The organism is Allochromatium humboldtianum (genome assembly GCF_013385175.1).
GTDB classification, from domain to species: domain Bacteria; phylum Pseudomonadota; class Gammaproteobacteria; order Chromatiales; family Chromatiaceae; genus Thermochromatium; species Thermochromatium humboldtianum.
This window is the reverse complement of record NZ_JABZEO010000010.1, coordinates 126,487-149,456: the sequence shown is the minus strand read 5'-3', so window position 1 is coordinate 149,456 and position 22,970 is coordinate 126,487. Positions and strand designations below refer to the sequence as shown.

Genomic DNA, 22,970 nt, shown 5'->3' with positions numbered 1-22,970 from the left:
TCCACCGGACTCCCGCCAGTAGTCAACGAGCCGCTCCAGGTAATGGACACACGCGGCTACCAGAAAGTAGATCGTGGTTTTCCAGGCGACGTTGTATACGAGCGGTTTGTGAGGATAGCGATTGATGAATGGCAGCAAGTCCGCGATGAGAACCGCCTTGGCAATGATCAAGGCCGCGAGCGTTACGGAGGCGGAGGTGCCGACTGCGATCCCGGTCCCCTTCAGCATCAAGACCCGGACGAAGGCAACAAGGTGTAGCGCGACGAAGAAGAAGATCGCCGGCGGTAGCAGCGCATGGAATTCTTCCTTGAGTTTCTCGGATAGTTTGCTCATGGCGACTCTCGTGCAATGTACCCGCGCATAGGTTTAGCCCGATGATCAAGAGACGGCTCGGCGATTATGTCGAATCGACCGGACGCTCGATTGACATTTCGCGACATTTTGTGGCCCCCATGAGGCGCGCCGGATCAGGCCTCACGTTGGCGGGAGGAGCGCCAAGCGAGGGTGTTACTCGATTGGTTCGAAAAAAGACTTGCAGCCGTCGGAATCGGCCTGTATTATGGCGGTCTCTTGACGACAGGCGCGTAGCTCAGTTGGTTAGAGCACCACCTTGACATGGTGGGGGTCGTTGGTTCGAGTCCAATCGCGCCTACCAACACCGGCTGCCAGCTTTCAGCGATCAGCTTTCAGCATGAAAACCGGCTGAGAGTCTTTCGCTGAAAGCTGGCAGCTTTTTTATTGCCCGCATTTCGAGCCGCGTCAGTGTAGCATCGATCCCCGATGCCGGGCGTCTCGAAAGACTCACGCGATCCCTCGTATCGATCGCCACTGAAACCCAGGATCCAAGATGCCTCTGATTACGCTTCCCGATGGCTCCCAGCGCTCTTTCGAGCAGCCCGTCAGCGTCCATGACGTCGCCGCCGCCATCGGCCCGGGTCTGGCCAAGGCCGCGCTCGCCGGTCGCGTCGACGGTCGGCTCGTCGACACCTCCCATGTCATCGATCACGATGCCGAGCTGGCCATCGTCACCAGCAAGGACGAGGAGACCGCGCTCGAACTGCTGCGCCACGACGCCGCTCATGTGATGGCGCAGGCCGTGCAGGAGCTCTATCCGGGCACCCAGGTCACCATCGGTCCGGCGATCGAAAACGGCTTCTATTACGACTTCGCCCGCGACGAACCCTTCACGCCCGCCGATCTGGAGCGCATCGAAGAACGCATGCACGAGATCGTCAAGCGCGATCTGCCCATCGTGCGCGAGGTCATGGATCGCGAGGAAGCCAAGCGCGTCTTTGCCGAGCTGGGCGAGCACTACAAGGTCGAGATCATCGACGACATCATCCCGGCCGGCGAAGCGGTTTCCATCTACCGCCAGGGCGACTGGTTCGACGTCTGTCGCGGCCCGCACCTGCCGAGCACCGGCAAGCTCGGCAACGGCTTCAAGCTGATGAAGCTCGCCGGCGCCTACTGGCGCGGCGACTCGCGCAACGCCATGCTGCAACGCCTCTACGGCACCGCCTGGCGCGACAAGAAGGAACTCAACGCCTATCTGCACCGCCTGGAAGAGGCCGAGAAGCGCGATCATCGCAAGCTCGGCAAGCAGCTCGATCTGTTCCACTTCCAGGACGAAGCGCCCGGCATGGCCTTCTGGCACGCCAAGGGTCGCGTGGTCTACCGGCTCGCCGAAGCCTACATGCGCGAGAAGCTCGACGAGTACGGCTATCAGGAGATCGAGACCCCGCAGGTGCTCGACCGCTCGCTGTGGGAGCGCTCCGGCCACTGGGACAAATTCGCCGGCGGCATGTTCACCACTCAGCTCGACGATCGCGACTTCGCTATCAAGCCGATGAACTGCCCCGGTCACATCCAGCTCTACAATCAGGGACTCAAGAGCTATCGCGACCTGCCGCTGCGGCTGGCCGAGTTCGGCGTGGTGCATCGCAACGAGCCGTCCGGCACCCTGCACGGCCTGATGCGCGCGCGCCGCTTCACCCAGGACGATGCCCACGTCTTCTGCACCGAAGACCAGCTTCAGTCTGAAGTTGCGACCCTGATCGACATGGTGTTCGAGACCTATCGTGACTTCGGCTTCGACGACATCGAGCTGGCTCTGTCGCTGCGTCCCGACCAGCGTGTCGGCGCTGACGAACTCTGGGACAAGGCCGAGGCGGCGCTCGCCCAGTCACTCGACGACAAGGGGCTGACCTACCGCATCCAGCCGGGCGAGGGCGCCTTCTATGGCCCCAAGATCGAGTTCACCCTGCGCGACAGCATCGGACGCGCCTGGCAGTGCGGTACCATCCAGGTCGATTTCTCGATGCCCGGCCGTCTCGGTGCGCACTACATCGCCGAGGACAACAGCAAGCAGACGCCGGTGATGATCCATCGTGCCGTCCTCGGCTCGGTCGAGCGCTTCATCGGCATCCTGATCGAACACTATGCCGGTCTGCTGCCCGTCTGGCTGGCGCCGGTGCAGGCGGTGGCGCTCAATATCACCGACCGTCAGGCCGACTATGTCAAGGAGGTCGTTAAGACCTTGCGCGACAAGGGCTTCCGCGCCGAGTTCGACTTGAGAAACGAGAAGATCGGCTTTAAAATCCGCGAGCACACCCTGCAGCGGGTTCCCTATCTGCTCGTGGTCGGAGATCGCGAGGTCGAGACCCGCTCATTGTCGGTCCGCGACCGCCAGGGTCAGGATCTCGGCTCCTTCGGCCTCGATGCCTTCATCGAGCGCTTGAGCCAGGACGTCGCGAACCGCATCCATTGATGGACGGTTAGAGGCGAATCGCGCCATCGGCCAATTTGCCCGGGCCGTGTTTATTCGAGTTTTTGGAGGATACCTGCTATCGCCGCGCCAAAGAGAAACCGCGTCAACAGAGAGATCAACATCCCGGAAGTCCGGCTGATCGGCGCGGATGGAAATCAGGTTGGAGTCGTCAACACCCGTGAGGCCATCGCCATGGCCGAGGAGGCGGGCCTGGATCTCGTCGAGATCGTGCCGACCTCCGAACCTCCGGTGTGTCGTTTGATGGATTTCGGTCGGTTTCTCTTCGATCAGAAGAAGAAGAAGAACGAGGCCAAGAAAAAGCAGAAGCAGGTCCAGATCAAGGAAATCAAGTTTCGCCCAGGGACGGACGAGGGAGACTATCAGGTCAAACTACGCAACCTGACCCGTTTCCTCAACGAAGGGGACAAGGCCAAGGTCACCATGCGCTTTCGTGGGCGCGAACATGCCCACCGCGAACTCGGGCTGGAGCTGCTCCGGCGTATCGAGAACGACCTGGTCGAGGTGAGCATCGTCGAACAGCAGCCGCTCATGGAAGGCCGGCAGATGGTCATGGTGCTCGGTCCCAAGAAGAAATAGCGACGCTCCGGCACGCGAGCCGTCCTGATCTCCCAGGTCGAATCGAGTCAGTCATCGGGCGCCCAGGCGGCGCCCGATGCGTTCTCGGTTTCATCGGGGTTCGCGTGCGTCGTCGCCTCACAATCATCGGCAAATAGCGGAGTCATCCAGTCCCATGCCCAAGATCAAGTCCAATCGAGGAGCCGCGAAGCGCTTCAAGCGCACGCCCTCCGGTGGTGTCAAGTGCAACGCCTCGCACCGTCGTCACATCCTGACCAAGAAGTCGACCAAGCGTAAGCGTCAACTGCGTGCGCCTCAGCGCATCCACAAGTCGGATCTGCGTGCCGCGCGGCGCATGATTCCGTACTGCTAGATTGCACTGAACCCCAGACCGGAGAGTAGAGAATGCCAAGAGTCAAACGCGGCGTCACCGCCCACGCGCGGCACAAGAAGATCCTCGAAGAGGCCAAGGGCTATTATGGCGCCCGAAGCAAAGTCTTCCGGGTCGCCAAGCAAGCGGTCATCAAGGCCGGCCAGTACGCCTATCGTGACCGTCGTCAGAAAAAGCGCGAATTCCGCGCGCTCTGGATCGCCCGTATCAACGCCGCCGCGCGTGACAACGGTCTGTCCTACAGCCGTCTGATCGACGGGCTGAAGAAGGCCGGCGTCGAGGTCGACCGCAAGATGCTCGCCGACATCGCCTATCACGACAGCGTCGCCTTCGCGGCGCTGGCTGAGCAGGCGAAGGCCGCCCTGGCCTGATCCGGCGCCAGCCGCTGTCGACACAGAGGGAAAGGCCGAGGTCTTTCCCTCTTTGCTTTGATCCGTTCCGCTCCCCGCCCGGCGTCTATCTTGGGTGCCGCGAAGCCAGGGAGTCGATTTTCCGGAGACCACCATGGCCGAACAGACCGCGCTCGGTATCCAGTCGCTCCAGGAGGCCGCGATCCAGGCCGTCGCCCAGGCTGCCGATGCAACGGCGCTCGATCAGGTGCGCGTGCGCTATCTGGGCAAGAGCGGTGAGCTGACCGCCCTGCTCAAGCAACTCGGCACCCTGCCGCCGGCCGAGCGTCCAGCCGCCGGCCAAGCCATCAATCAGGCCAAGGACGCCGTGCAGCAGGCAATCGAGACGCGCAAGTCCGCGCTCGAACAGACCGCGCTCGCCGCACGTCTGGCCGCCGAGCGCATCGACGTCACCCTGCCCGGACGCGGACAGGCGCCCGGCGGACTGCATCCCGTCACCCGTGCGCTACGGCGCATCGAGCGGCTGTTCGCCAACGCCGGTTTTGCCGTGGTCGAAGGCCCCGAGGTCGAAGACGCCTATCACAACTTCGAGGCGCTCAACATCCCCGAGCACCATCCGGCGCGGGCGATGCACGACACCTTCTATTTCGATGCCGAGCGGCTGCTACGCACCCACACCTCGCCGGTGCAGATCCGGGTGATGGAAGAACAGGCGCCGCCGCTCAAGGTAATCGCTCCGGGGCGCGTCTATCGCTGCGACTCGGATCTGACCCATACCCCGATGTTCCATCAGGTCGAGGGGTTGCTGGTCGACGAGCAGGTGAGCTTCGCCGATCTCAAGGGCGTGCTCTACGATTTCCTGACCAATTTCTTCGAGCGCGATCTCAAGCTGCGTTTCCGGCCGTCCTACTTCCCCTTCACCGAACCCTCGGCGGAGGTCGACATCCAGTGCGTGATGTGTGACGGCGATGGCTGCCGCGTCTGCAAGCAGACCGGCTGGCTGGAAGTGCTCGGCTGCGGCATGGTCTATCCCGAGGTCTTCCGCCATGTCGGCATCGATCCGGAGCGTCATCTCGGCTATGCCTTCGGCATGGGCGTGGAGCGGCTGGCCATGCTGCGCTACGGCATCGACGACATCCGGCTCAACTTCGACAACGATCTGCGCTATCTGCGTCAGTTCCGTTGAGCGTGGCGTGACAGGCGACCGGATCGAGCCGCGCCTGCGCCGTCCGTCGGGGTCAGACACCAATCATCTGGTTTTCATTTTGCCCGAGGCCGAGCAGGCGTCGGGGTGGGGAGTGGGACATGCGATTCAGTGAGGCATGGCTGCGCGAATGGGTGAACCCGCCGGTCGATACCCAGCGCCTGGCCGATCAACTCAGCATGGCGGGGCTGGAGGTCGACGCGGTCGAACCGGCGGCGCCTGTTTTCAGTGGGGTCAAGGTCGGCCATGTGCTCAGCGTCGAGCCGCATCCGGACGCCGCCAAGCTGCGTGTCTGCTCGGTCGATGTCGGCGAGGACGCCCCGCTCCAGATCATCTGCGGCGCGGCCAATGTCGCGGCGGACATGAAGGTGCCGGTGGCGACCATCGGCGCCTGTCTGCCGGGGGATTTCAAGATCAAGCGCGCCAAGCTGCGCGGGGTCGAGTCGTTCGGCATGATCTGCTCGGCGAGCGAACTGGGTCTGGCCGAGTCCTCCGACGGCATCCTGCCGCTGCCCGCCGACGCGCCCCTGGGCGAGGATTTCCGTGCCTGGCTGGCGCTCGACGATCAGTGCATCGAGGTCGATCTGACCCCGGATCGCGGCGACTGTCTCGGGCTGGCGGGGCTGGCGCGCGAGGTCGCGGTCATCAATCGCGTGCCTCTGACGCCGGTCGCTATTGAGCCGGTCGCGCCGACCACGGATGAGCGCTTCCCGGTCCAGTTGCAGGCGCCCGAAGCCTGCCCGCGCTATGTCTGCCGCGTCATCCGTGGCATCGATCCCAGCGCGAGCACGCCGCTGTGGATGCGCGAGCGGCTGCGGCGCGGCGGCATTCGCGCCATCAGCCCGGTGGTCGATGTCACCAACTATGTGCTGCTCGAACTCGGTCAGCCGATGCACGGCTTCGATCTGGCCAAGCTCGCGGGCGAGATCCGGGTGCGGATGGCCGGCGAGGGCGAGACGCTGACGCTGCTCAACGGCGAACAGGCGACCCTGCGCGCCGACACGCTCGTCATCGCCGATGCCGAGCGCCCGGTCGCGCTCGCCGGCATCATGGGCGGCGCCGAGTCGGGCGTCGGTGACGAGACGCGCGACATCCTGCTCGAAAGCGCCTTCTTCGCCCCGCTGGCCGTCAGCGGCAAGGCGCGCAGCTACGGGCTGCACACCGATTCCTCGCACCGTTTCGAGCGTGGCGTCGATCCCGAACTCCAGGTGCGCGCCATCGAGCGTGCCACGCGCTTGCTGCTCGACATCGTCGGCGGCGAGCCGGGGCCGGTGTGCGAAGTCAGCGCAACCGAACATCTGCCGCGCCCGACGCCGCTGCATCTGCGCGCCGAGCGAGTGGCGCGGATTCTGGGACTGCAACTGCCCAGTGAGACCATTGAGGACATCCTCGAACGGCTCGGCATGACCGTCGAGCGATGCAATGACGGCTGGCAGGTCACGCCGCCGAGTGCACGTTTCGATCTGGTGCAGGAGGTCGATCTGATCGCCGACATCGGGCGTATCCACGGCTATGACCTGATCCCGGTCAGTCATGCCAGCTCGGCCTCGGCGACTCAGTCCGATTCGGAGACCCGCTTCGAACTCGACCGCGCGCGACTGGCACTGGTCGATCGCGGATTCCAGGAGGTCATCACCTACAGCTTCGTCAGTCCCGAGATCCAGGAACTGGTCGAGCCGGGTGTCGAGACGCTCAAGTTGGCCAATCCGATCAGCGCCGAACTCTCGGTCATGCGCACCAGCCTCTGGCCCGGACTGCTGCAAACCGCTGTCTACAATCAGGCGCGGCAGATGGAGCGCGTGCGGATCTTCGAGAGCGGACTGCGTTTTCGCTTCGGCTCCGAGGGGCTGACCCAGACGCCGGGGATCGCCGGCCTGGTGGTCGGCGACCGGCTGCCGGAGCAGTGGAGCCAGAAAGAGCAGGGCGTTGATTTCTTCGATCTGAAGGCCGATGTCGAGGCGTTGCTGACCCAGACCGGCGCGCCGGCGTCTTTCCGCTTCGTGCCGGCCGAGCATCCGGCGCTGCATCCGGGCCAGACCGCGCGCGTCGAGCGCGACGGTCAGACGGTCGGCCTGATCGGGATGCTGCATCCGGCACTCGCCGCGCAGCTCGATCTGACCGGCGACGTGTTCGTGTTCGAACTCGATCTGGCGCCGCTGACACCGGGCGTACTGCCGCGCTACGCCAAGATCTCACGCTATCCCGGTATCCGGCGCGATCTGGCGATTCTGGTCGACCAAGGGGTCAGCTACGAAGCGGTCGAGCAGTGCATCCGTTCGGCCGCCTCGGACCTGCTGCGCGACCTGATCCTGTTCGATGTCTACACTGGCCAGAACATCGAAACAGGTCGAAAAAGTCTCGCTTTAGGATTGATTTTACAGTCGTCTTCTCAGACACTTACAGACGAAATCATAGATACGACGGTGGGGCGGATCCTGGAGCGCCTGACTGCTGAACTCGATGCACGCTTGAGGGATTGAACCGGTATGGCCTTGACCAAAGCCGATATGGCCGAGCATTTGTTCGAAGAGCTTGGCCTGAACAAACGCGAGGCCAAGGACATCGTCGAGATGTTCTTCGAGGAGATCCGCGCCGCTCTGGAACGCGGCGAGCAGGTCAAGCTGTCCGGGTTCGGCAACTTCGATCTGCGCGAGAAGAAAGAGCGCCCCGGGCGCAATCCCAAGACCGGCGAGGAGATCCCCATCACCGCCCGGCGTGTCGTGACCTTCCGTCCGGGCCAGAAGCTCAAGTCGAGGGTGGAAGCCTATGCGGGAACCGAGCGATAGCCTGATCGGAGCGAGCGACGGCGAACTGCCGCCGATCCCCGGCAAGCGCTATTTCACCATCGGCGAGGTCAGCGAGCTGTGCGGCGTCAAGCCGCATGTGCTGCGTTACTGGGAGCAGGAGTTTCCGCAGCTCAAGCCGGTCAAGCGGCGCGGCAATCGCCGGTACTATCAACGTCATGACGTGCTCATGGTGCGCCAGATCCGCAATCTGCTCTATGAGCAGGGGTTCACCATCGGCGGCGCCCGTCAGCAGCTCAGCGGCGAGGGCGCCAAACAGGATCTCAGTCAGACTCATCAGATCCTGAGGCAGATGCGGCTCGAACTCGAAGAGATCCTGCATGTGCTTCGGCGTTGACGCCGGTCGGCTGACGGCGTATGATTCCGCTTCTTTCCAACGGGGCGTAGCGCAGCCTGGTAGCGCACCTGAATGGGGTTCAGGTGGTCGGAGGTTCAAATCCTCTCGCCCCGACCAATAAAATCAAGCGGTTAGCTGAGAAATCAGCTAGCCGTTTTGCATTTTTGGGGTACTAAACGATTTTGTAGTCGCGTCTGTAGTCGCGTGAAATCTTGGGTAGCGGCGACGCCCTCCGGCCGCTGGATCGATTGCCCATATGCGCGGCCAGTCCTGGCCGCACGGGCGGCTTCCCTTGGCTGGCCTGAGTCCATCGAGCGAATGGCGCTGGTCGTGGTCGTGGTCGTGGTCGTGGTCGTGGTCGTGGGACTGCGCCAGTGATACTCAGCCTCTCCAGCGGAACCCGAATCGCCATGACCAGCAAGGCTCTTGCATGACTACACCGCGCACCACGAGCCGCCTCACGACAAGCCGCTTCCGTCCGGCCTGGTGGCTGCCCGGTCCTCATCTCCAGACCCTCTGGCCCAGCCTGATGCGCCGCCGTCCGCGCCTGGCGCTGACACGGCGCCGGATCGAACTGGCCGATGGCGATTTCATCGATCTGGCACTGGGTGCGTCATCCGGTCCACGGGTGCTGGTGATCCATGGTCTCGAAGGCAACCTGGAGTCGCACTATGCGGGGAGTCTGATGCGGGCGCTCGCGCGTGGCGGCTTCCAGCCGATCTTCCTGTTTCTGCGCGGGTGCTCGGAGGAACCGAACCGGCTCGATCGCGCCTACCACTCGGGCGCAAGCGCGGATCTGGCCGAGGTGCTGGAGGTCTTGAGCCGCGATCCCGAGGGCGCGCCGCCGGCGGCGATCGGCTTCTCACTCGGGGCCAACCTGCTGCTCAAGTATCTGGGCGAGACACCCGCGCCACGGCTGCAACGCGCGGTAGCCGTCTCGGTGCCCTTCGTGCTGCGCGATGCGATGTTGCGGCTGGATCTGGGCGGCTCGCGCCTCTACCGGCGCCATCTGCTGGGCAAGCTCAAGGCCAGTCTACGGCGCAAGTTCGCCGAGCGCCCCTTCCCATTGGATGTCGACCTGGACGCCATCCGCGACTTCAACCAGTTCGACGACCGGATCACCGCGCCGCTCAACGGCTTCGCGGGCGTCTTCGACTACTACACCCGCGCCAGTTGTCGGCCCTTTCTGGCCGGCATCCACACGCCCACGCTCATCCTCCAGGCGGCGGATGATCCCTTCATGTTCCCCACGACGATTCCCTGGGCGCATGAACTCGGTCCCGGCGTGACGCTCGAACTGGCCGCGCACGGCGGGCATGTTGGGTTCGTCGCCGGAACTTGGCCCTGGAGACCGCACTACTGGCTCGACACCCGTGTGCTGGAGTATCTGCACACAGGCGCCTGAGTCTTGCTGCAGACAGCAGAAAGCGTTGACTGCTTGGCTTTGACTCAACTGTGATACCTTCAGCCGCACTCCTTGAGTGCAGCTGGACGGTCACTGGGATGGACTTCTGCCGCGCCATGCTGGAACTGGCCGCGCAACTGACGGCGGCGGGACTGGAGATCGAGCAGGCTGACCGGCACGAGATCGGCGGTGAACGCTTTCTCTGGATCACGGCGCGGCGGGGAGAGGCGACCATCGCCCCGGACTGAAGCGCCGTCCTGCTCTTTATTCATCGCCGGTTTCGCCATGGTCTATTCGCTGACACAGCTCAAAAAACACAAATTGCTCACGCGCATGCAGCAGCAATACCATCGTAATCATCCTTGGCGGTTGAGTCCGGGCGGACTGTATATCCCGCACAGTTATCAGGAAACGCCGCCCGATCGCCTGTCGTGGTGGGATGACGTCGGTTTCATCCTGAATGGCCGGCGGATTATCGTCTGGTGGCAGCACCCGCGTCATGTCTATGCCGTCGCCATCGAAGGCCGGGCATGGCAGGAAGCCGGGCCAGGGCCACAGGACGACTGGCTGACTGAAGGGCTGAAGAAGAATTACCGGCGGGTCGGCACCTCCCGGAAAAAACTGGTGAGTTACACCTGCCGAGAACCTTCCGACGAGGCGCAGCGGCATGACCAACGGATATGCACGATTCGTCAGCGGTTGACGGCGGAGGGCATTGACATGGAGGTTGCGCCGTCGTGGCGACTGGAGCAGTTAAAGTGGGCGACGGGTATCAGTCTGGTGGCGCCGCTGGAGGTGCGCAGCGAAACCGAACTGGCGGCGCTTGCCGCTCTTGCCCGCCGGCTGGTACGGCAGGAAACCACGCTACAAAAAGAATTTCCAGGCAATGGTTACGCTCGCGCCGATTGGGTTCGCGAGACCGCGCAGCGCGAACGTTGAGCGTGGATGGAAAACGCCGCTTGATGCGTGGCCGGGCGGAACACGATCAGGGGCGGCGAACCAGCGGGCGATACGCGCACTTCAGACCAACAGAGAGACACGACCGCCATGATCGAAATCGAATACATCGTCCGTGACCGCCGGGGAGTGGAACGCTTGCGCACCGCCGACAAGAAGGCCGCTGAAGCCTATGACCGGATTCTGGAGAACGCCGAGCGCTTGGCCGACTGGCTGCGCGCCGGGTCGGTGTTGCCGAGCCTGCCCGATGACGATCTGGAGACGCTGACGGTGCATCTGGCGCGTCATGCGCGTGAGGTCGAGTTGATCCTCAAGGGCAAGCCGGTGGAGTCCGAGCCGGATCCGGTGGTGAGCGAACCGACACCCAGGGTGACGCCGCTCAAGGCCACCCATTGATACAGACTTTCGGGGACGGCTATGAAATCACCGCCGGCACAACGACCGACCAGCGCCTTCATCGGTGCCTCTTGGGCCGCCTTGTTCATCGGTGCGCTGGCCTACCTGATCGGCCTGTGGAACGCGCAGATGCCGCTCAATGAAAAGGGCTACTACTTCACGCTGCTGATGTACGGCCTGTTCTCGGCGGTGTCGCTGCAAAAATCGGTGCGGGATCGACTCGAAGGCCTTCCGGTGACGGGACTCTATTTCGGTCTGTGCTGGCTGTCGCTCGGATTAGCGGTGTTGCTGCTGGCCGTTGGTCTCTGGAATGCCTCCTTCGCGCCCAGTGAAAAAGGCTTCTATGCGATGTCCTTCATCCTCAGCCTGTTTGCGGCGGTGGCGGTGCAGAAAAATGTGCGGGACATGGCGCTGTGGCACGAGGACTCACCGGCGCCTGAGGCAAAGGACAAGGATTTCTGATCATTACCGGTCAGACTCGGATCACTGACGCGACGGCGTGTCGGCTGTGCTGACGGCTGAACCAAGCGGCCCAGAGCCTACTCGGTATAGCGATCCAGGAAGGCTTCATAGTCGTCGAAGCCGACGATCCGGCGTAGCTCGCCAAAGGAGACGCGCGTTTGCGGCGCACGTCCGGCCTGAAGATCGGCCAGCGCGCCCTGCATCGCCGCCACGGCACTACTGAGCAGACTCAGCGGATAGGCCGCGAGCCGATAGCCCATCTCGGCCAGGCGTTCGGGCGGCAGCCAGGGTGTCAGACCGTCCTCCAGCATGTTAGCCATCGCCCAGCCGGGCACCGCACGACAGAAGCGCTCCATTTCCTGTTCATCGCGCGGCGCTTCCAGAAACAGCACCTCGGCCCCCAGATCAGCGAATGCCTGCAAGCGCCATAGCGCTTCGTCGAGTCCCACCGCACTGCGTGCATCGGTGCGGGCCACGAGCACCAGATCCGCGCCGGCCTCACGGGCCTCGACGGCGGCCCGGATACGTCGTAGCGCTTCCGAACGCTCCACCACCGCCTTGACGCCGGTATGTCCACAGCGCTTGGGCGCGACCTGATCCTCGATCATGATCCCAGCAAAGCCGGCGGCGGCATACTGCTCGACGGTGCGGCGCACGTTGGCCGGGTTGCCGTGTCCGGTGTCGCCGTCGCCGATGACCGGGATGTCGACGGCCTGACAGATCGAGCGTCCATGATCGAGCATCTCGGTGACGGTGATCAGGCCGGTATCTGGCAGCGCCAGTCGCGCGGCGGAGACGGCAAAGCCGCTCATGAAGGTCAGCGGAAAGCCGGCCTGCTCGATCAGGCGCGCCGAGAGCGCATCGAAGCAGCAAGGCATCAGCTGGAGCTGATCGCGGGCGAGCAGGGCACGCAGACGGGCGGCCGGTGTGGCGTCAGGCATCGGATGTTCGTTTGACCGCATGAGATGAGGATATCAGAAGGTCGCGTTGTTCCAGCCGAACAGATGCCGGGGCGGGGCGGCGAACTCGATGTAGACCCGCTCCGGCGGGATGGCCAGCGTTTCGTTGAGCAGACCACAGAGGGCGCGCGAGAACTCCGCTGTCCGCGACTCAGGCAGGCCCAGACTCTTGAGTTCCAGATAGGCGGCCGGATCAGCCGTCCCTGCAAACAGCAGGTCGCGCCCGCTCTCCAGGATCACCATGACATAGGACTCGGGCTTGCCAAGAAGCTCAGCGACCGTGCGCGAGGCACGGGCCAGCAGCGCGGGGCGGGACTCGGGAGCGATCTCGACGTTGGTCAGCAGGCGGAGTGTGGGCATGGATAGAGCCTCTGGCGATTGGACGTGACAGCGGTGGTTATACTTCAGTCCGCACGTCGCCGACAGTCGAGCCGGCAAGAAGTCGTCATGGGTGTCAACTCAGGCCTTAATCCGTCGCCTCCAGTCCCGCCAGCTCCAGCAGCCCATCGGCCAGACGGGCGATGGCCTCGGCGTGAGTCAGTCGGATCCGCCAGTGTGGGGGAATCGCCGCCACGCCATAGTAGGTGCCGGCCAACTGGCCATAGATGGCCCCGGTGGTATCGGCATCCTCACCCAGATTGACCGCCTTGAGCGCCCCGTCTGCGAAGCTGTCGCTGGTGTGGAAGGCCCACAGCGCTGCTTCCAGCGCCTGGACCACATAGCCGGTGCCCCGGATGGTCGGGGGATGGCGCTCCTTGAAGGAACCGGCGGCGATCGTGGCGATGGCGGGAGCCAGGGGTGTTTGGTTCCAGTCGACGCCCACGGGGGCGAAGTGCGGTGCGAGCAGCACGGATTTCTCCACGCCCTGGAGGGCGCCGATGAGGAGTCCGGCGTAGTAGCGGCAGGCATCGACCGCCTCGTCCGCTCCATGGGTGGTGCGCGACATCCGTCCGGCCTGTTCCACGGCAGCGACCGGATCACAGGCGAAGGCCAGTGGTACCGGAGCCAGACGCATCAGCGAGCCGTTGCCGGCGGTGTGGGGATCAGTCGCGCCGGCGAAGGGATCGCCGGTGTCGATGAAGCGGTTCAGGGCACCGGCCACGGTGTTACCGATATCGAAGCAGCGCCCGGTACTGCTCCAATAGCCCTCGTCCCGCCAGCGCCGGTAGCGGCGCATCTGATCGGCGGCCTCGAAGCCCCGGCATTCGATCAGGCTCTCGGCCAGACACAGCGCCATCGAGGTGTCGTCGGTCCACTGGCCGGGGGCGAGCCGGAAGGGACCGCCGCCGACCATGTCCGTGATCGGCGCGAAGGTACCGGGACGGGTGAACTCCAGCGTGGTGCCGAGTGCGTCCCCGGCTGCCAGACCGAGCAGGGCTCCGTGATAGCGGTCGCGGAGCGTGGGCGGATCTGAAGCGGTGTCAGTGCACATGGGGATGTCCTCGATGGTCCGGTCAGCCGGAGCGGCTAGCGATAGAACAGCGACACGATCGTCTGGCCCGGTACGCCGGATCCGCCGGGGGCATAGTGGAGCGAGGCGGTGCGATACTCGGGCCAGTCCCAGCTATAACTCGACTGGCTTCGATCCTGACTGTGCGGTGCTCCGAGTACGCGCGCGACAGTCGGGAGCAGGGGGCGGGTCTGATCCGGGCCGGGGATCCGGAGCAGGAGCGAGGCGACACGCGGACTGTCGGGATGGGTCTCGACCTGGAGGGTGACGGTGCCGTACTGACCCTCGAAGAGCGCACATCCGGGATTCATGGGCGTGACAGGGTGCAGATAGTCCAGGCGCGGCACCGGCTGATCCTGGCGAATGTCGTCGAGGATCCGCTCAACCTCGGCGATGGGATCGGCCTGAACGGTCCCGAACAGCAGGAACGTGAGCAGCAGGCTCCACAGCGCCCCGCGTGACAGTGTCGTGAATGGCATGTGTCCTGTTCTCCAGTGGTCTAGCATGATCGTGTTCGCAACGCCTCAGTCGCCCGAGCCGGTCAGATCGTCTTGATCGCGCATCAGCCGCGACAGCAAGCGTCCGCGCGCCGCCCGCCACGCCAGCCAGGACAGATAGCCCAGCGCCAGCAGGCTGAAGCCGAGCAACGCCCAGTCGGCATCCGAGAAGACCTCGTAGTGACGATAGCGCTCCTGGGGGCGGATGTAGGAGGTCCGTTCTTCCAGGGCGGCCAGCACCAGCGACACCAGGATACCGGCATTGACCAGCAGCACGACATAGCCGAACAGCGGGATCAGCCACAGCGTGGCCAGCGCGAAGGCCATGACCAGGATCGGCGCGAACAGGTCCAGATCGAATTCGTCGTGCACGGTGAACAGCATGAAGGCCGCCAGCAGGATCAGCACCGAGTGTCCCAGATAGGACGGCAGGGGCGAGCGCGCCGGCGTGCGCTCGGATGTGTGATGCCGGTGCATGAAGTGTCGTGCCAGGGCCTCGACCTGCGCGAAATTCTCGGGTGTGCAGTAGACCTCCATCAGCGGTCGCCAGGCGTTGCGGAAGATCAGCCGATGGGCGCGCGGCTGGACCTGGAGGCTGAAGCGGCCACGCCAATCGAGCCGCTCGCTTTCACGAGCACGAGCGGTTAGTCCGGCGCCCGTCGGACCGGGTTGTCCGCTCGCCGCGCCCCCGAGTACGGTTAGCCGGTTGACGAGTCGGCTGGTGCGGTCGATGGTCTCCTGGTGGATTCCCTGGGCATCGAGCGTATAGCGCGTGCGCAGACGGTTGCCGAAAACGATCAGGGCGATCAGCACAAAGCTGACGAACAGTCCCAGGCCGACCAAGGCCAAGATCCCCACCAGGGGTGGAATGTCGTCCCAGTCGCCCTGGGCGCCCAGGATGACGCTCATGAAGAGGCTGGAGATCAGCGCCGCCAGACCCGAGACCAGGGCCAAGGTCTTGAGCAGACGCGGGTTGGTCGCCAGCGGGATGTCGATCTCCCAGACGACGGGGGGCGAGGGTGGTTTCATGTGGTGGTGGTCTTCGCCTTCTTCTCGAACACCTGCAACGCCGGCTGCTCCAGCACCACCACGGCCTCACCATCGGCCCCGGCCCGCGTCCCCAGCTTCCCGGTGAGCGCCGCCACCCACTGCGGCCACTCCGCTTGCGCCTGCTCCAGCTTCTTCCAGGCTTTCGGCGGCAGCGTGGCCACCACCAGCGCCGAATCGGTCTGGATGCCGATCTTCATCCCGTTCTTGACCGGCATTGGCTTGGGCAGGTCGGAGAACTTCAGGGTCAGTTCCAGGCGTCCGGTCACGATGTTGTCCTCGCTGAGTGGGGCGTCGATGGGGAGGTCGGGGGTTGGCTGTCCGGCGGAGACGGTGTTGGTGGCCGGACGGTTCGGCGGTGTCCAGGTGCCGGCGAGCTTGGCCTTGGCCACGGCTTCTTCGTCGGCGGTCACGGTGCCGACCGGCTGGCCCTGGAGGTCGAGGCGGGGCATTCCGGCACGGAGCGCCTTCAGATAGCGCCCGCGTGAGCAGTAGACGGCGAGAGCCTTATGGATGGCCGGACGCGGGTGTCCAGCGGCGCGCAGATCATGAAAGATTCCGATCTTGAGCGGGCGCGGCTGTTTCCAGTTGAAGCAGGCCGGGTAGAGGGCCGCCAGGTCGAGCCGGGGCTTCTGGGGCTTGGCGTCTGTTGCGACAGTGGATTCTGGGTTGGGCGTGTCGATCATCTCAGGAGGTCTCATCGAGCGGCAAGATCACATTGACCAGTTTCCACGAAAGCCCATCGCGTTGCAGTACGAAGCGCGTCTCCCGGCCGTCCTGGCCTGGAACCCAGACCGAAAAACGGCTCAGGGAGGGGGAATCGTAACTGTGGCGGGCGTTCTTGAAGAGATCACGGTCTTGTGTCTGTGCCTGATCCGGCTCGGGCGTTTGCACCGGGCTGGACGCCGCGCGTGATGGGATGGAGCCGATGGACGGCCGTTCACCGTCCATCAGGCTGGCCAGACCGGCCGGTGTGATGAAGGCATCGACGAGGCCATCGACCAGCGTGGTGGCCAGTCCGGTGGCCAGTGCGCCGAACGGATTGTCCTCCAGTTCCTTGGCCGCGCTCTTGAGGATCGTGACCTTGAGCTGGTCCTTGAGGTTTTGGCGCAGGGTCGGGAAGTCGACGCGCTCGGCGAGCCGTTCGGAATCCTTGTTGTTGATCCCGCGCTCGATGTCGGCCACGGCAAGATAGGGGCCGGCGCCGATCCAGAGAGCCGGCAGCAGGGCGAGCAAGCCGATGATCCAGGCGATTCGTTTCATCCAGGTCTCCATTGTCTCCAGGGCTTGCGAGCGTCAGACCGCCATGCTCACCAGGGTCGGCTGGAGCACGCGCCGCAGATCCACTGTGGCCAGTGAAATGATGTAGCCGCGCTTGCCGCCGTTGATATAGAGGCGCGGCAGATCGGCAATGCCCTGCTCGCAATAGACCGGCATGGCGCGGCGGGTGCCGAACGGTGAGGTGCCGCCGACCTGATAGCCCGAATGCTTGTCGGCGACCTTGGGATCGCAGGGCGTGACCCGCTTGACGCCGATGGCACGGGCCAGTGCCTGGGTCGAGACCTGGCGATCACCGTGCATGAGGACAAGCATGGGTTGGTGGTGCTCGTCCTCCATGACCAGCGTCTTGATGACGAGATGTTCGTCGACTCCGAGTTCACGCGCGAACTGGGCCGTGCCGCCGCCCTCGACGTAGGTGTAGGGGTGGCCCTCGAAGGCCACGCCGGCGGCGCGCAGCACGCGCACGGCCTGGGTGACGGGTTCCTTGGCGGGTTTCATCGGTCAACGCGGACCTGAACCGAACAGGGCGCTCAGAATCGCCATGAACACCGAGGCGATGACCGTCAGGATGAAAACCGCCGGGATCGAGGCGATGGCGGCCTTGACCATGAAGACGACCATCGACAGGAATGGCATCTGGATGTCGACGACGGTGACGCGGGTGTTTTGTTCGGAAGTCATTGTGTATATCCCGTATGGCGGATGTCGTGGCAGTATCCGAAGCTGGGGCGGGCGCTTCAAGCCTCACCGGGCGTGTCGCCGTCCAGATCCAGCCAGCGTGCCACATCCAGGCCGCGCCCCTGGAGATGGACAATGAGCGGATCGAAACCGCTGTCCTTCGAAACGATGCGGAAGACCCCGCCCGGATCGTCACGCATTCGCTCGCCGAGGTAGAAAGCCAAGTGGAAGTCGAGCGCGTTGTGGCCCATCTTGGCGACCTTGACATAGCTCCCGCGTGCGCCGAGCCGCTGCATCGCGTCGACGAGCGTGAACGGCAGGCGGTGCTGCTGGGGGCCGACGAAGATCACCACAGCGGTCTCGTCATCGGCAACCGGCGCGAGGTCCGGCGGCTGGTGGCTCTCGTAGTCGATCAGGATGTGGCGCAACCGTGAGGCTCCATCATTCATCCCTCAGCTTGGCCTCCGGTGCATGAAGAACCATACCGCTCCACGCACCTCTGAAGCCCGCGCTTGGGCACCTTCTGAATCCGCTCCAGCAGTTCATATGTGACCGTCGCCAGCCCGAAGCGGCGCTGTAGCTCCCGCTCCAGATAGAGCGTCAGATGCGCAGCCATCTCGGCATCGGCCAGGGCGCGGTGTGCCCGCGCGGCGCTCGGCAGTCCGGCTATCGCCACCAGCGACCCGAGCTTGTAACTGGCGGCCTCGGGCATAACGCGCCTGGCCACCAGCATCGAGCAGACGAAGGACTGACAGCGCTGACGACCGATCCGGCTTAACTCCGCATCCCAGAACCGGCTGTCGAAGCCGGCATTGTGTGCGACCAGCGGAACCGTGCCGACGAAATCAGCGACTTCGGCCATGACCTGCTCGGCTGGCGGCGCTTGGCGAACCATCGCGGTGCTGATGCCGGTCAGCGCCTCGATGAAGGGCGGGATGCGCCGGCCCGCGTTCATCAGGCTCTGATAGCGGTCGACGATCCGGCCCTCGCGCACCAGGACGGCGGCGATCTCGGTGGCGCGCTCGCCGTGCGCCGGGGACAGGCCGGTGGTCTCGAAGTCGATGACGGCGATGGTGTCCAGCGGCAGGTTCCTCGTGTGTCGGATCGGACGGCTCGGAGCGAATTGATCTGCGTCAACTCAAGGTGGCAGGTTTCGTAGTCGATTGAGAAAATAGCGCACGACAAATCAATCTCGATCAACGCAAGAAGCGCCCGTGTCGCGTCACATGATCGAAAGAAAATACATGCTCGTTCGGTGAACGGTTGCAACGTCCGACGAGACGACCGAAGAACTCCAAACGACCGGATTCGATTCGCACCGTATCACAACCTTTCTCAGCGCAGATGGGACAGTTGGCGACATAGCGCACGAGGTGAAGCGTATTTCGTTCCGTCTCCGGATCTGGGCGCAGCTCCAGCAGATAGTCGTTGTAGCGGGCTCCGAAAGGTTGTAGTAACAGGGGCGCGAGGGCAATCCGATTAGCGACCAGACGGAACTGCCAGCCGAAGATCAAATAGCAGACGGCTATGATGGTCATCCAGGACGCGCCGATCTTGAGGAAATCGAGAGAGGTGGGCGCATGGACCATCGCCACGAAGAAAAGCCAAAGCAAAAGCAGCCCGCCAAACAGCAGGGGTCCGAAGATAAAGAGATAGAGCTTGCCGGCCCAGCCACCAAGGTACAGTCCCCTGCCTGAGATCCAGTGGATCAGCCAGTGATCTGAAATCGTCTGTAGGCGGTAGTCCAAATCTACCGGGAGTGGTCGACTCGTTCGGGGCGGCTTGCGACCCTGAGTTCCTTCCTTGGCATCAAATCGAAACCCGTACCGGTTCGCGTGCCCGCCGGCGCTGCCTGAAGACCAGGGCTTGGGCCTCACGTCGATTCCAGCGGCGCTCAACCCATCCTCGATGGTTTCCAGCTGACGCTCCCAGATCGCTTCGATCTCTGGCCAATGCTCATGCATCCGCCCCTTCGCTCGCTCCTGATCTGTTGCCCACCCCTCAGCTCCAGGAACTTTGAAGCGAGTCATCTCGCCGAGAATCTCCTTTGCGCGGAAACCCCACCTCTCCGAATCCACTCCAGGTTGCAACCGATCTGGATCCCGCTCCGTCAGCTTGCAGAGCACACGCAATATCTGAACCGGCCGCTTCCGTCGCTCGTCCCAGCCGGCGGCGATTTGATCCAGCCTCTTTGCCAATTCTCTGATTTCTTTTGGATCCCAACCGGTTTCCAACCGGTTCGCTCCCTGTTCATTGTCGTTGCCCTCGGCCACCTTTGCCTCCGCATTCAACGTCAACGGCATTTCAGCCGAGGAGTCATCGATGATGGAAAACATGAATCTGCTCCAGTCGTTCGGTATCGATCAAAACGGCCACCTTGTCTCAGTCGATGAAGTGGCTCGCGGCAAGGCATGCGACTGCTGTTGCCCTGCTTGCGGCGAGGTTCTGATTGCGCGTCAGGGCGAAGTCCGCACTTGGCACTTCGCACATGCCAGCGGCAACGACTGTGATGGCGGTGCCGAAAGTGCGCTGCACAAGGCCGCCAAGCAATTGATCATCCGCGACAGCGCGATTCTCGTCCCGGCGCTGGAAGCACGAGAGTCGCATCAGCTTGATGACGGCCGTTGCGGCGAGGCTGCTCTCGCTCGTCCTGCGGAGGTTTGGCAACTGACCGACCCACGCGAAGAGGTTCCGGTCGGAGATTACCGCATCGATGTCATGGGTACGCACGAGGCGAGACCCGTCTTCATCGAGGTCGCCGTGACCCATCGCGTCGACCCGCTCAAGCGCAACGCCCTGTCCAGTTTCGGTATCCACGCCTTCGAGATCCAGCTCGACCCAAGCCGGCACGAATCCTGGTCTTGGGCCGTACTGCGCGCGGACGTGCTGGAGCGATCCGACAACCGTCATTGGCTCTTTCACCCTGATCTCGAAAGACTCCGTGACCAGGCCCGTTGCGAGGCCGTGGCGAAAGCCTACGAGCAATCCGCTCCTCAGCCGAATGGTGGCGAACGGTTGCGCTATCGGTTGTTTGGAACCCCGATTCATCTCGTCGATCGTGGCTGGGGGCTCTGCCTCTGGTCTTCGTTCAATGATCAAGTCAACGCCATCATCAAAGCGATTGCGAAGTCACTCGGCGGACGCTACCAGCCGCGATACAGGAACTGGGTCTTCCCAGTCGGCGTGAAGTCGGCTCTGATTTCGCAGCTCAAAGGCGTCGGTGCAGTACGCGAAGAAGGTTAGAGGCAGCGGCTACGCCACCGCCAGGGGGCATTCGACATAGCGGGCCATCACGCCCGGCGCGGTCTCGCCTTCGGCATAGCCGCGCTGAACCACCTCCGCCAGATGCCGACCGGCGGCATGACACCGCGCCCGATCCGCTTCGTGCAGCAGGAAAAACCGATTCTGTTCGCGCTCCGGCGGCACGATGCAGCCATGATGACCAAGCCAGAAACCGCGCGAGAGCAGACCGAGCCAGCGGTGAAAAGCGCTCCAGGCTTCCCAGCGCGTGAAATGGTGGGGCGTCCAGGAGGACGGCCACGGTACTTCGCCATTGACCCGCATCAATTCATGCCCATTGTGAACCGGGAAAAAACCGAATTCGATCAGCGTACCGGGCGGCCACAGCGGGGCGGGCTGTGGGAGCGTTTCAGGGTCGAGGTCCAGCAAGCGTTCCAGCGCCATCCCGCCGATGCTGGGCTCCAGTTCCTCGACTTGAAACGAAGCTAGATGCGAATAGTCTTCTTGCAGCCCTTCGACGCCATCCGTTTCCGATAACGCCTCAATGGTCACGGGATTGCTCGCACACTCTCGCAACTCGCCAATCAGCGCGCGCAGATCGGATGCGTATTCGTCCCGCGCGAAGGTCAGCCGGAGAAAACCTTCGGTGCCGGTTAACCGATCTTCCAGCGCCGGTGCCAGTCCCTTGAGATCGAGTTCCCAGACAATCCGCTGTCGGTCGGGATGGCTGACGAAGATCGGTACTTCCAGGCCCGCGTCATCCGCGATTCCGCAGGTACAGGTCAGGATCCAGTACGCGCCCGGTCGCGCTAACGAATCGAGCAAACTGAAGCTGTCCCAGACGATGCTGCGCGCGACAGGTTCAGGATGGCAGAGCGGAAAAACGGGCGTTGCGTGCAGGATCACATAAGGCGGATCGGTGAAACAGATTCCGGCATAGCGCGTTCGCCATCCCAGACGGGCGGGCAGATCCAGAAACGGCGTGGCGTCCGGTCGGTCGGCGTGCGGCTCGGGTGTCGGCATGGTCAGTGTTCCGTGAGGCGGTGAGCGGCTCGTTCAACAAGGCCGCATCTAGTGCGCCTTGCTCGACGCGCTTCCCTGCTCTGCCGCTGTCCCGGCAATCGGGCGCTGTCGGCGTTTTTGTGCCGCTTCGACACCCAGGTGAAAGGCCGCTGTGTTGAGGACCGCCTTGGCGTGCGGGTCGTTCATTTCTTCCGCCCGCGCATGAATCCAAGCGATCGCCTCGCGCAAGCCGTCGTGATACCCGCGTCGATACTCGTTGGCTTTCATCTGAACCTCCAGTGCGAAGCCCTCAAATCGGCCGTGTCGCCCGGCATGTCGGGAACTGCGAGCATCCCCAGAACGAACGACCGGCGTTGGCTCCCCTGGATGCCGTGCGCATGACCATGTCAGCCCCGCATTTGGGGCACGCGGGCGCGGCTTCCGGGGATGCGGGCGCACTCTGGACGGCGGGGCGTGCCGCTGAAGCCTTGCTTTGTTGGCGTAGAAGTCCGGTCAGTTGACGGCCATCGATGAGGGTGATCTTGGCTTGCTCAGCGAATCGGCGGGCTTCGTCGGTGAAGCGGCCCGAGGTGACGACGAATCCACCGCTCGCGTTCTGAACCGCCATCACGCCCATCAGCTCGCGCACCACGTTGACTCCGACCTGGAGCGCCTTCCATTGCTTGCACTGCACCAGATAGATCTGGTTCTGCTTGGACAGCACCAGATCGATCCCGCCATCCGGTTCTCCGACACCGCCCGTTTCGACGACGGCATAGCCCTGACGCCGAAACCACTCGCCGATCAGAAGCTCGAACTCGTGCCAAGTGAGGCTTTCCAGCGCCTGTTGGCTGGGCGTGCGCGACACGTCCTGATAGAGCTTTGCCCGCTTGCCCCGGCGCAGGACCGAGACGAGCGCGCCGAGGGTGAAGATGGCTGGAAGCAGATATTGGCCATAGAACGCCATCGTGCGAAACATCTGGGCCACAACGACGTTGCCCAACTCGCCGGGCATGGCTGGGGTGCTCGGGGGCGCCGTGACGGCCAGGGCGTGGAGTCCGAGGTAGGACACGACGGCCAACAGCAGACCCGCCCACCACGGCAGCCAGGAGGCGATTTCAACCGTATCTTCGAATGCACTTTGTTTCTTTTTGCGTGGCATGGATC

Annotated in this window: 29 protein-coding genes, 2 tRNA genes and 1 pseudogene; 16 read left to right on the top strand and 16 right to left on the bottom strand. The window is 63.7% G+C overall.

Annotated elements, in window-relative coordinates; all coding sequences use genetic code 11:
• Positions 1-333: pseudogene (locus HW932_RS15135) on the bottom strand (hypothetical protein); the annotation flags it as partial.
• 245 nt (positions 334-578) lie between these two features.
• On the opposite strand from HW932_RS15135, the gene HW932_RS15130 reads away from it, so the two are divergent.
• The 15 genes from HW932_RS15130 to yiaA all read left to right on the top strand — a co-directional run bounded on the left by HW932_RS15130 (position 579) and on the right by yiaA (position 11,649).
• Positions 579-655 (top strand) — tRNA-Val (locus HW932_RS15130).
• Positions 656-847: 192 nt separating this feature from the next.
• Positions 848-2,767 (top strand): threonine--tRNA ligase, encoded by a 1,920-nt coding sequence (thrS, locus tag HW932_RS15125; RefSeq protein WP_176977325.1) that lies wholly within the window; start codon positions 848-850, stop codon positions 2,765-2,767.
• A 69-nt stretch (positions 2,768-2,836) separates the two neighbouring features.
• On the top strand, positions 2,837-3,364 hold the full coding sequence (infC, locus tag HW932_RS15120) for a translation initiation factor IF-3 (protein ID WP_176977332.1): 528 nt from the start codon (positions 2,837-2,839) through the stop codon (positions 3,362-3,364).
• 154 nt (positions 3,365-3,518) lie between these two features.
• Positions 3,519-3,716 carry a 50S ribosomal protein L35 gene (gene rpmI / locus HW932_RS15115; RefSeq protein WP_091334571.1) on the top strand — a complete coding sequence of 66 codons (198 nt, stop codon included), beginning with the start codon at positions 3,519-3,521 and terminating at the stop codon, positions 3,714-3,716.
• A gap of 32 nt (positions 3,717-3,748) precedes the next feature.
• On the top strand, positions 3,749-4,105 hold the full coding sequence (gene rplT, locus HW932_RS15110; RefSeq protein WP_012970202.1) for a 50S ribosomal protein L20: 357 nt from the start codon (positions 3,749-3,751) through the stop codon (positions 4,103-4,105).
• 133 nt (positions 4,106-4,238) lie between these two features.
• Positions 4,239-5,270: a phenylalanine--tRNA ligase subunit alpha gene (pheS, locus tag HW932_RS15105; protein ID WP_176977324.1), complete on the top strand. Its 1,032-nt coding sequence runs from the start codon at positions 4,239-4,241 to the stop codon at positions 5,268-5,270.
• A 119-nt stretch (positions 5,271-5,389) separates the two neighbouring features.
• On the top strand, positions 5,390-7,768 hold the full coding sequence (gene pheT / locus HW932_RS15100) for a phenylalanine--tRNA ligase subunit beta (RefSeq protein ID WP_176977323.1): 2,379 nt from the start codon (positions 5,390-5,392) through the stop codon (positions 7,766-7,768).
• 6 nt (positions 7,769-7,774) lie between these two features.
• A complete protein-coding gene (gene ihfA, locus HW932_RS15095; RefSeq protein ID WP_012970205.1) occupies positions 7,775-8,074 on the top strand; it encodes an integration host factor subunit alpha in 300 nt (99 codons plus the stop codon).
• Complete coding sequence (locus HW932_RS15090; RefSeq protein WP_091334567.1) at positions 8,055-8,429, top strand: MerR family transcriptional regulator; 375 nt, start codon at positions 8,055-8,057, stop codon at positions 8,427-8,429. The genes ihfA and HW932_RS15090 overlap by 20 nt, the downstream gene beginning before the upstream one ends.
• A gap of 40 nt (positions 8,430-8,469) precedes the next feature.
• Positions 8,470-8,546, top strand: a tRNA-Pro gene (locus HW932_RS15085).
• Positions 8,547-8,859: 313 nt separating this feature from the next.
• Positions 8,860-9,834 carry a hydrolase gene (locus tag HW932_RS15075; RefSeq protein WP_176977321.1) on the top strand — a complete coding sequence of 325 codons (975 nt, stop codon included), beginning with the start codon at positions 8,860-8,862 and terminating at the stop codon, positions 9,832-9,834.
• 98 nt (positions 9,835-9,932) lie between these two features.
• Complete coding sequence (locus tag HW932_RS15070; protein ID WP_176977320.1) at positions 9,933-10,082, top strand: hypothetical protein; 150 nt, start codon at positions 9,933-9,935, stop codon at positions 10,080-10,082.
• Positions 10,083-10,119: 37 nt separating this feature from the next.
• On the top strand, positions 10,120-10,773 hold the full coding sequence (locus HW932_RS15065) for a hypothetical protein (protein WP_176977319.1): 654 nt from the start codon (positions 10,120-10,122) through the stop codon (positions 10,771-10,773).
• Between the two features lie 108 nt (positions 10,774-10,881).
• Entirely contained in the window at positions 10,882-11,187 is a 306-nt protein-coding gene (locus tag HW932_RS15060) for a YebG family protein (protein ID WP_176977318.1), read from the top strand.
• A gap of 21 nt (positions 11,188-11,208) precedes the next feature.
• Positions 11,209-11,649, top strand: coding sequence for an inner membrane protein YiaA (yiaA, locus tag HW932_RS15055; RefSeq protein ID WP_176977317.1), 441 nt, complete (start codon positions 11,209-11,211; stop codon positions 11,647-11,649).
• Positions 11,650-11,726: 77 nt separating this feature from the next.
• On the opposite strand, the gene HW932_RS15050 is transcribed toward yiaA, so the two are convergent.
• From HW932_RS15050 to HW932_RS14995, 12 genes are all read right to left on the bottom strand, one after another.
• Positions 11,727-12,590, bottom strand: coding sequence for an isocitrate lyase/PEP mutase family protein (locus HW932_RS15050; RefSeq protein ID WP_176977316.1), 864 nt, complete (start codon positions 12,588-12,590; stop codon positions 11,727-11,729).
• Positions 12,591-12,623: 33 nt separating this feature from the next.
• Positions 12,624-12,968 (bottom strand): phenylpyruvate tautomerase MIF-related protein, encoded by a 345-nt coding sequence (locus HW932_RS15045; RefSeq protein ID WP_176977315.1) that lies wholly within the window; start codon positions 12,966-12,968, stop codon positions 12,624-12,626.
• Between the two features lie 106 nt (positions 12,969-13,074).
• A complete protein-coding gene (locus HW932_RS15040; protein ID WP_176977314.1) occupies positions 13,075-14,040 on the bottom strand; it encodes an ADP-ribosylglycohydrolase family protein in 966 nt (321 codons plus the stop codon).
• 35 nt (positions 14,041-14,075) lie between these two features.
• Positions 14,076-14,537, bottom strand: coding sequence for a hypothetical protein (locus HW932_RS15035; RefSeq protein WP_176977313.1), 462 nt, complete (start codon positions 14,535-14,537; stop codon positions 14,076-14,078).
• Between the two features lie 45 nt (positions 14,538-14,582).
• Positions 14,583-15,584, bottom strand: a complete 1,002-nt coding sequence (locus HW932_RS15030; protein ID WP_176977312.1) for a hypothetical protein — start codon at positions 15,582-15,584, stop codon at positions 14,583-14,585.
• The gene (locus tag HW932_RS15025) at positions 15,581-16,288 is read right to left on the bottom strand and encodes a ProQ/FINO family protein (protein WP_176977311.1); all 708 of its coding nucleotides are present in this window, start codon (positions 16,286-16,288) and stop codon (positions 15,581-15,583) included. Before HW932_RS15025 ends, HW932_RS15030 begins: the two co-directional genes overlap by 4 nt.
• Position 16,289: 1 nt before the next feature.
• Positions 16,290-16,865: a DUF2939 domain-containing protein gene (locus HW932_RS15020; protein ID WP_176977310.1), complete on the bottom strand. Its 576-nt coding sequence runs from the start codon at positions 16,863-16,865 to the stop codon at positions 16,290-16,292.
• A 33-nt stretch (positions 16,866-16,898) separates the two neighbouring features.
• Positions 16,899-17,381: an aminoacyl-tRNA deacylase gene (locus tag HW932_RS15015; RefSeq protein ID WP_176977309.1), complete on the bottom strand. Its 483-nt coding sequence runs from the start codon at positions 17,379-17,381 to the stop codon at positions 16,899-16,901.
• A 3-nt stretch (positions 17,382-17,384) separates the two neighbouring features.
• On the bottom strand, positions 17,385-17,564 hold the full coding sequence (locus HW932_RS15010; protein ID WP_176977308.1) for a hypothetical protein: 180 nt from the start codon (positions 17,562-17,564) through the stop codon (positions 17,385-17,387).
• A 56-nt stretch (positions 17,565-17,620) separates the two neighbouring features.
• Entirely contained in the window at positions 17,621-17,989 is a 369-nt protein-coding gene (locus HW932_RS15005; protein ID WP_176977307.1) for a PIN domain-containing protein, read from the bottom strand.
• Positions 17,990-18,006: 17 nt separating this feature from the next.
• Positions 18,007-18,624, bottom strand: coding sequence for a 3'-5' exonuclease (locus HW932_RS15000; protein WP_425485123.1), 618 nt, complete (start codon positions 18,622-18,624; stop codon positions 18,007-18,009).
• Between the two features lie 133 nt (positions 18,625-18,757).
• A complete protein-coding gene (locus tag HW932_RS14995; protein WP_176977306.1) occupies positions 18,758-19,897 on the bottom strand; it encodes a hypothetical protein in 1,140 nt (379 codons plus the stop codon).
• On the opposite strand from HW932_RS14995, the gene HW932_RS14990 reads away from it, so the two are divergent.
• Positions 19,884-20,804: a competence protein CoiA family protein gene (locus HW932_RS14990; protein ID WP_222932394.1), complete on the top strand. Its 921-nt coding sequence runs from the start codon at positions 19,884-19,886 to the stop codon at positions 20,802-20,804. The genes HW932_RS14995 and HW932_RS14990 overlap by 14 nt on opposite strands.
• Before the next feature lie 9 nt (positions 20,805-20,813).
• Here HW932_RS14990 and HW932_RS14985 read toward each other — a convergent pair whose 3' ends face one another.
• The 3 genes from HW932_RS14985 to HW932_RS14975 all read right to left on the bottom strand — a co-directional run bounded on the left by HW932_RS14985 (position 20,814) and on the right by HW932_RS14975 (position 22,965).
• Complete coding sequence (locus tag HW932_RS14985) at positions 20,814-21,707, bottom strand: hypothetical protein (RefSeq protein WP_176977304.1); 894 nt, start codon at positions 21,705-21,707, stop codon at positions 20,814-20,816.
• A gap of 165 nt (positions 21,708-21,872) precedes the next feature.
• Positions 21,873-22,091, bottom strand: a complete 219-nt coding sequence (locus tag HW932_RS14980; protein WP_176977303.1) for a hypothetical protein — start codon at positions 22,089-22,091, stop codon at positions 21,873-21,875.
• Positions 22,092-22,113: 22 nt separating this feature from the next.
• The gene (locus HW932_RS14975; protein ID WP_176977302.1) at positions 22,114-22,965 is read right to left on the bottom strand and encodes a restriction endonuclease; all 852 of its coding nucleotides are present in this window, start codon (positions 22,963-22,965) and stop codon (positions 22,114-22,116) included.
• Positions 22,966-22,970 lie beyond the last annotated feature (5 nt).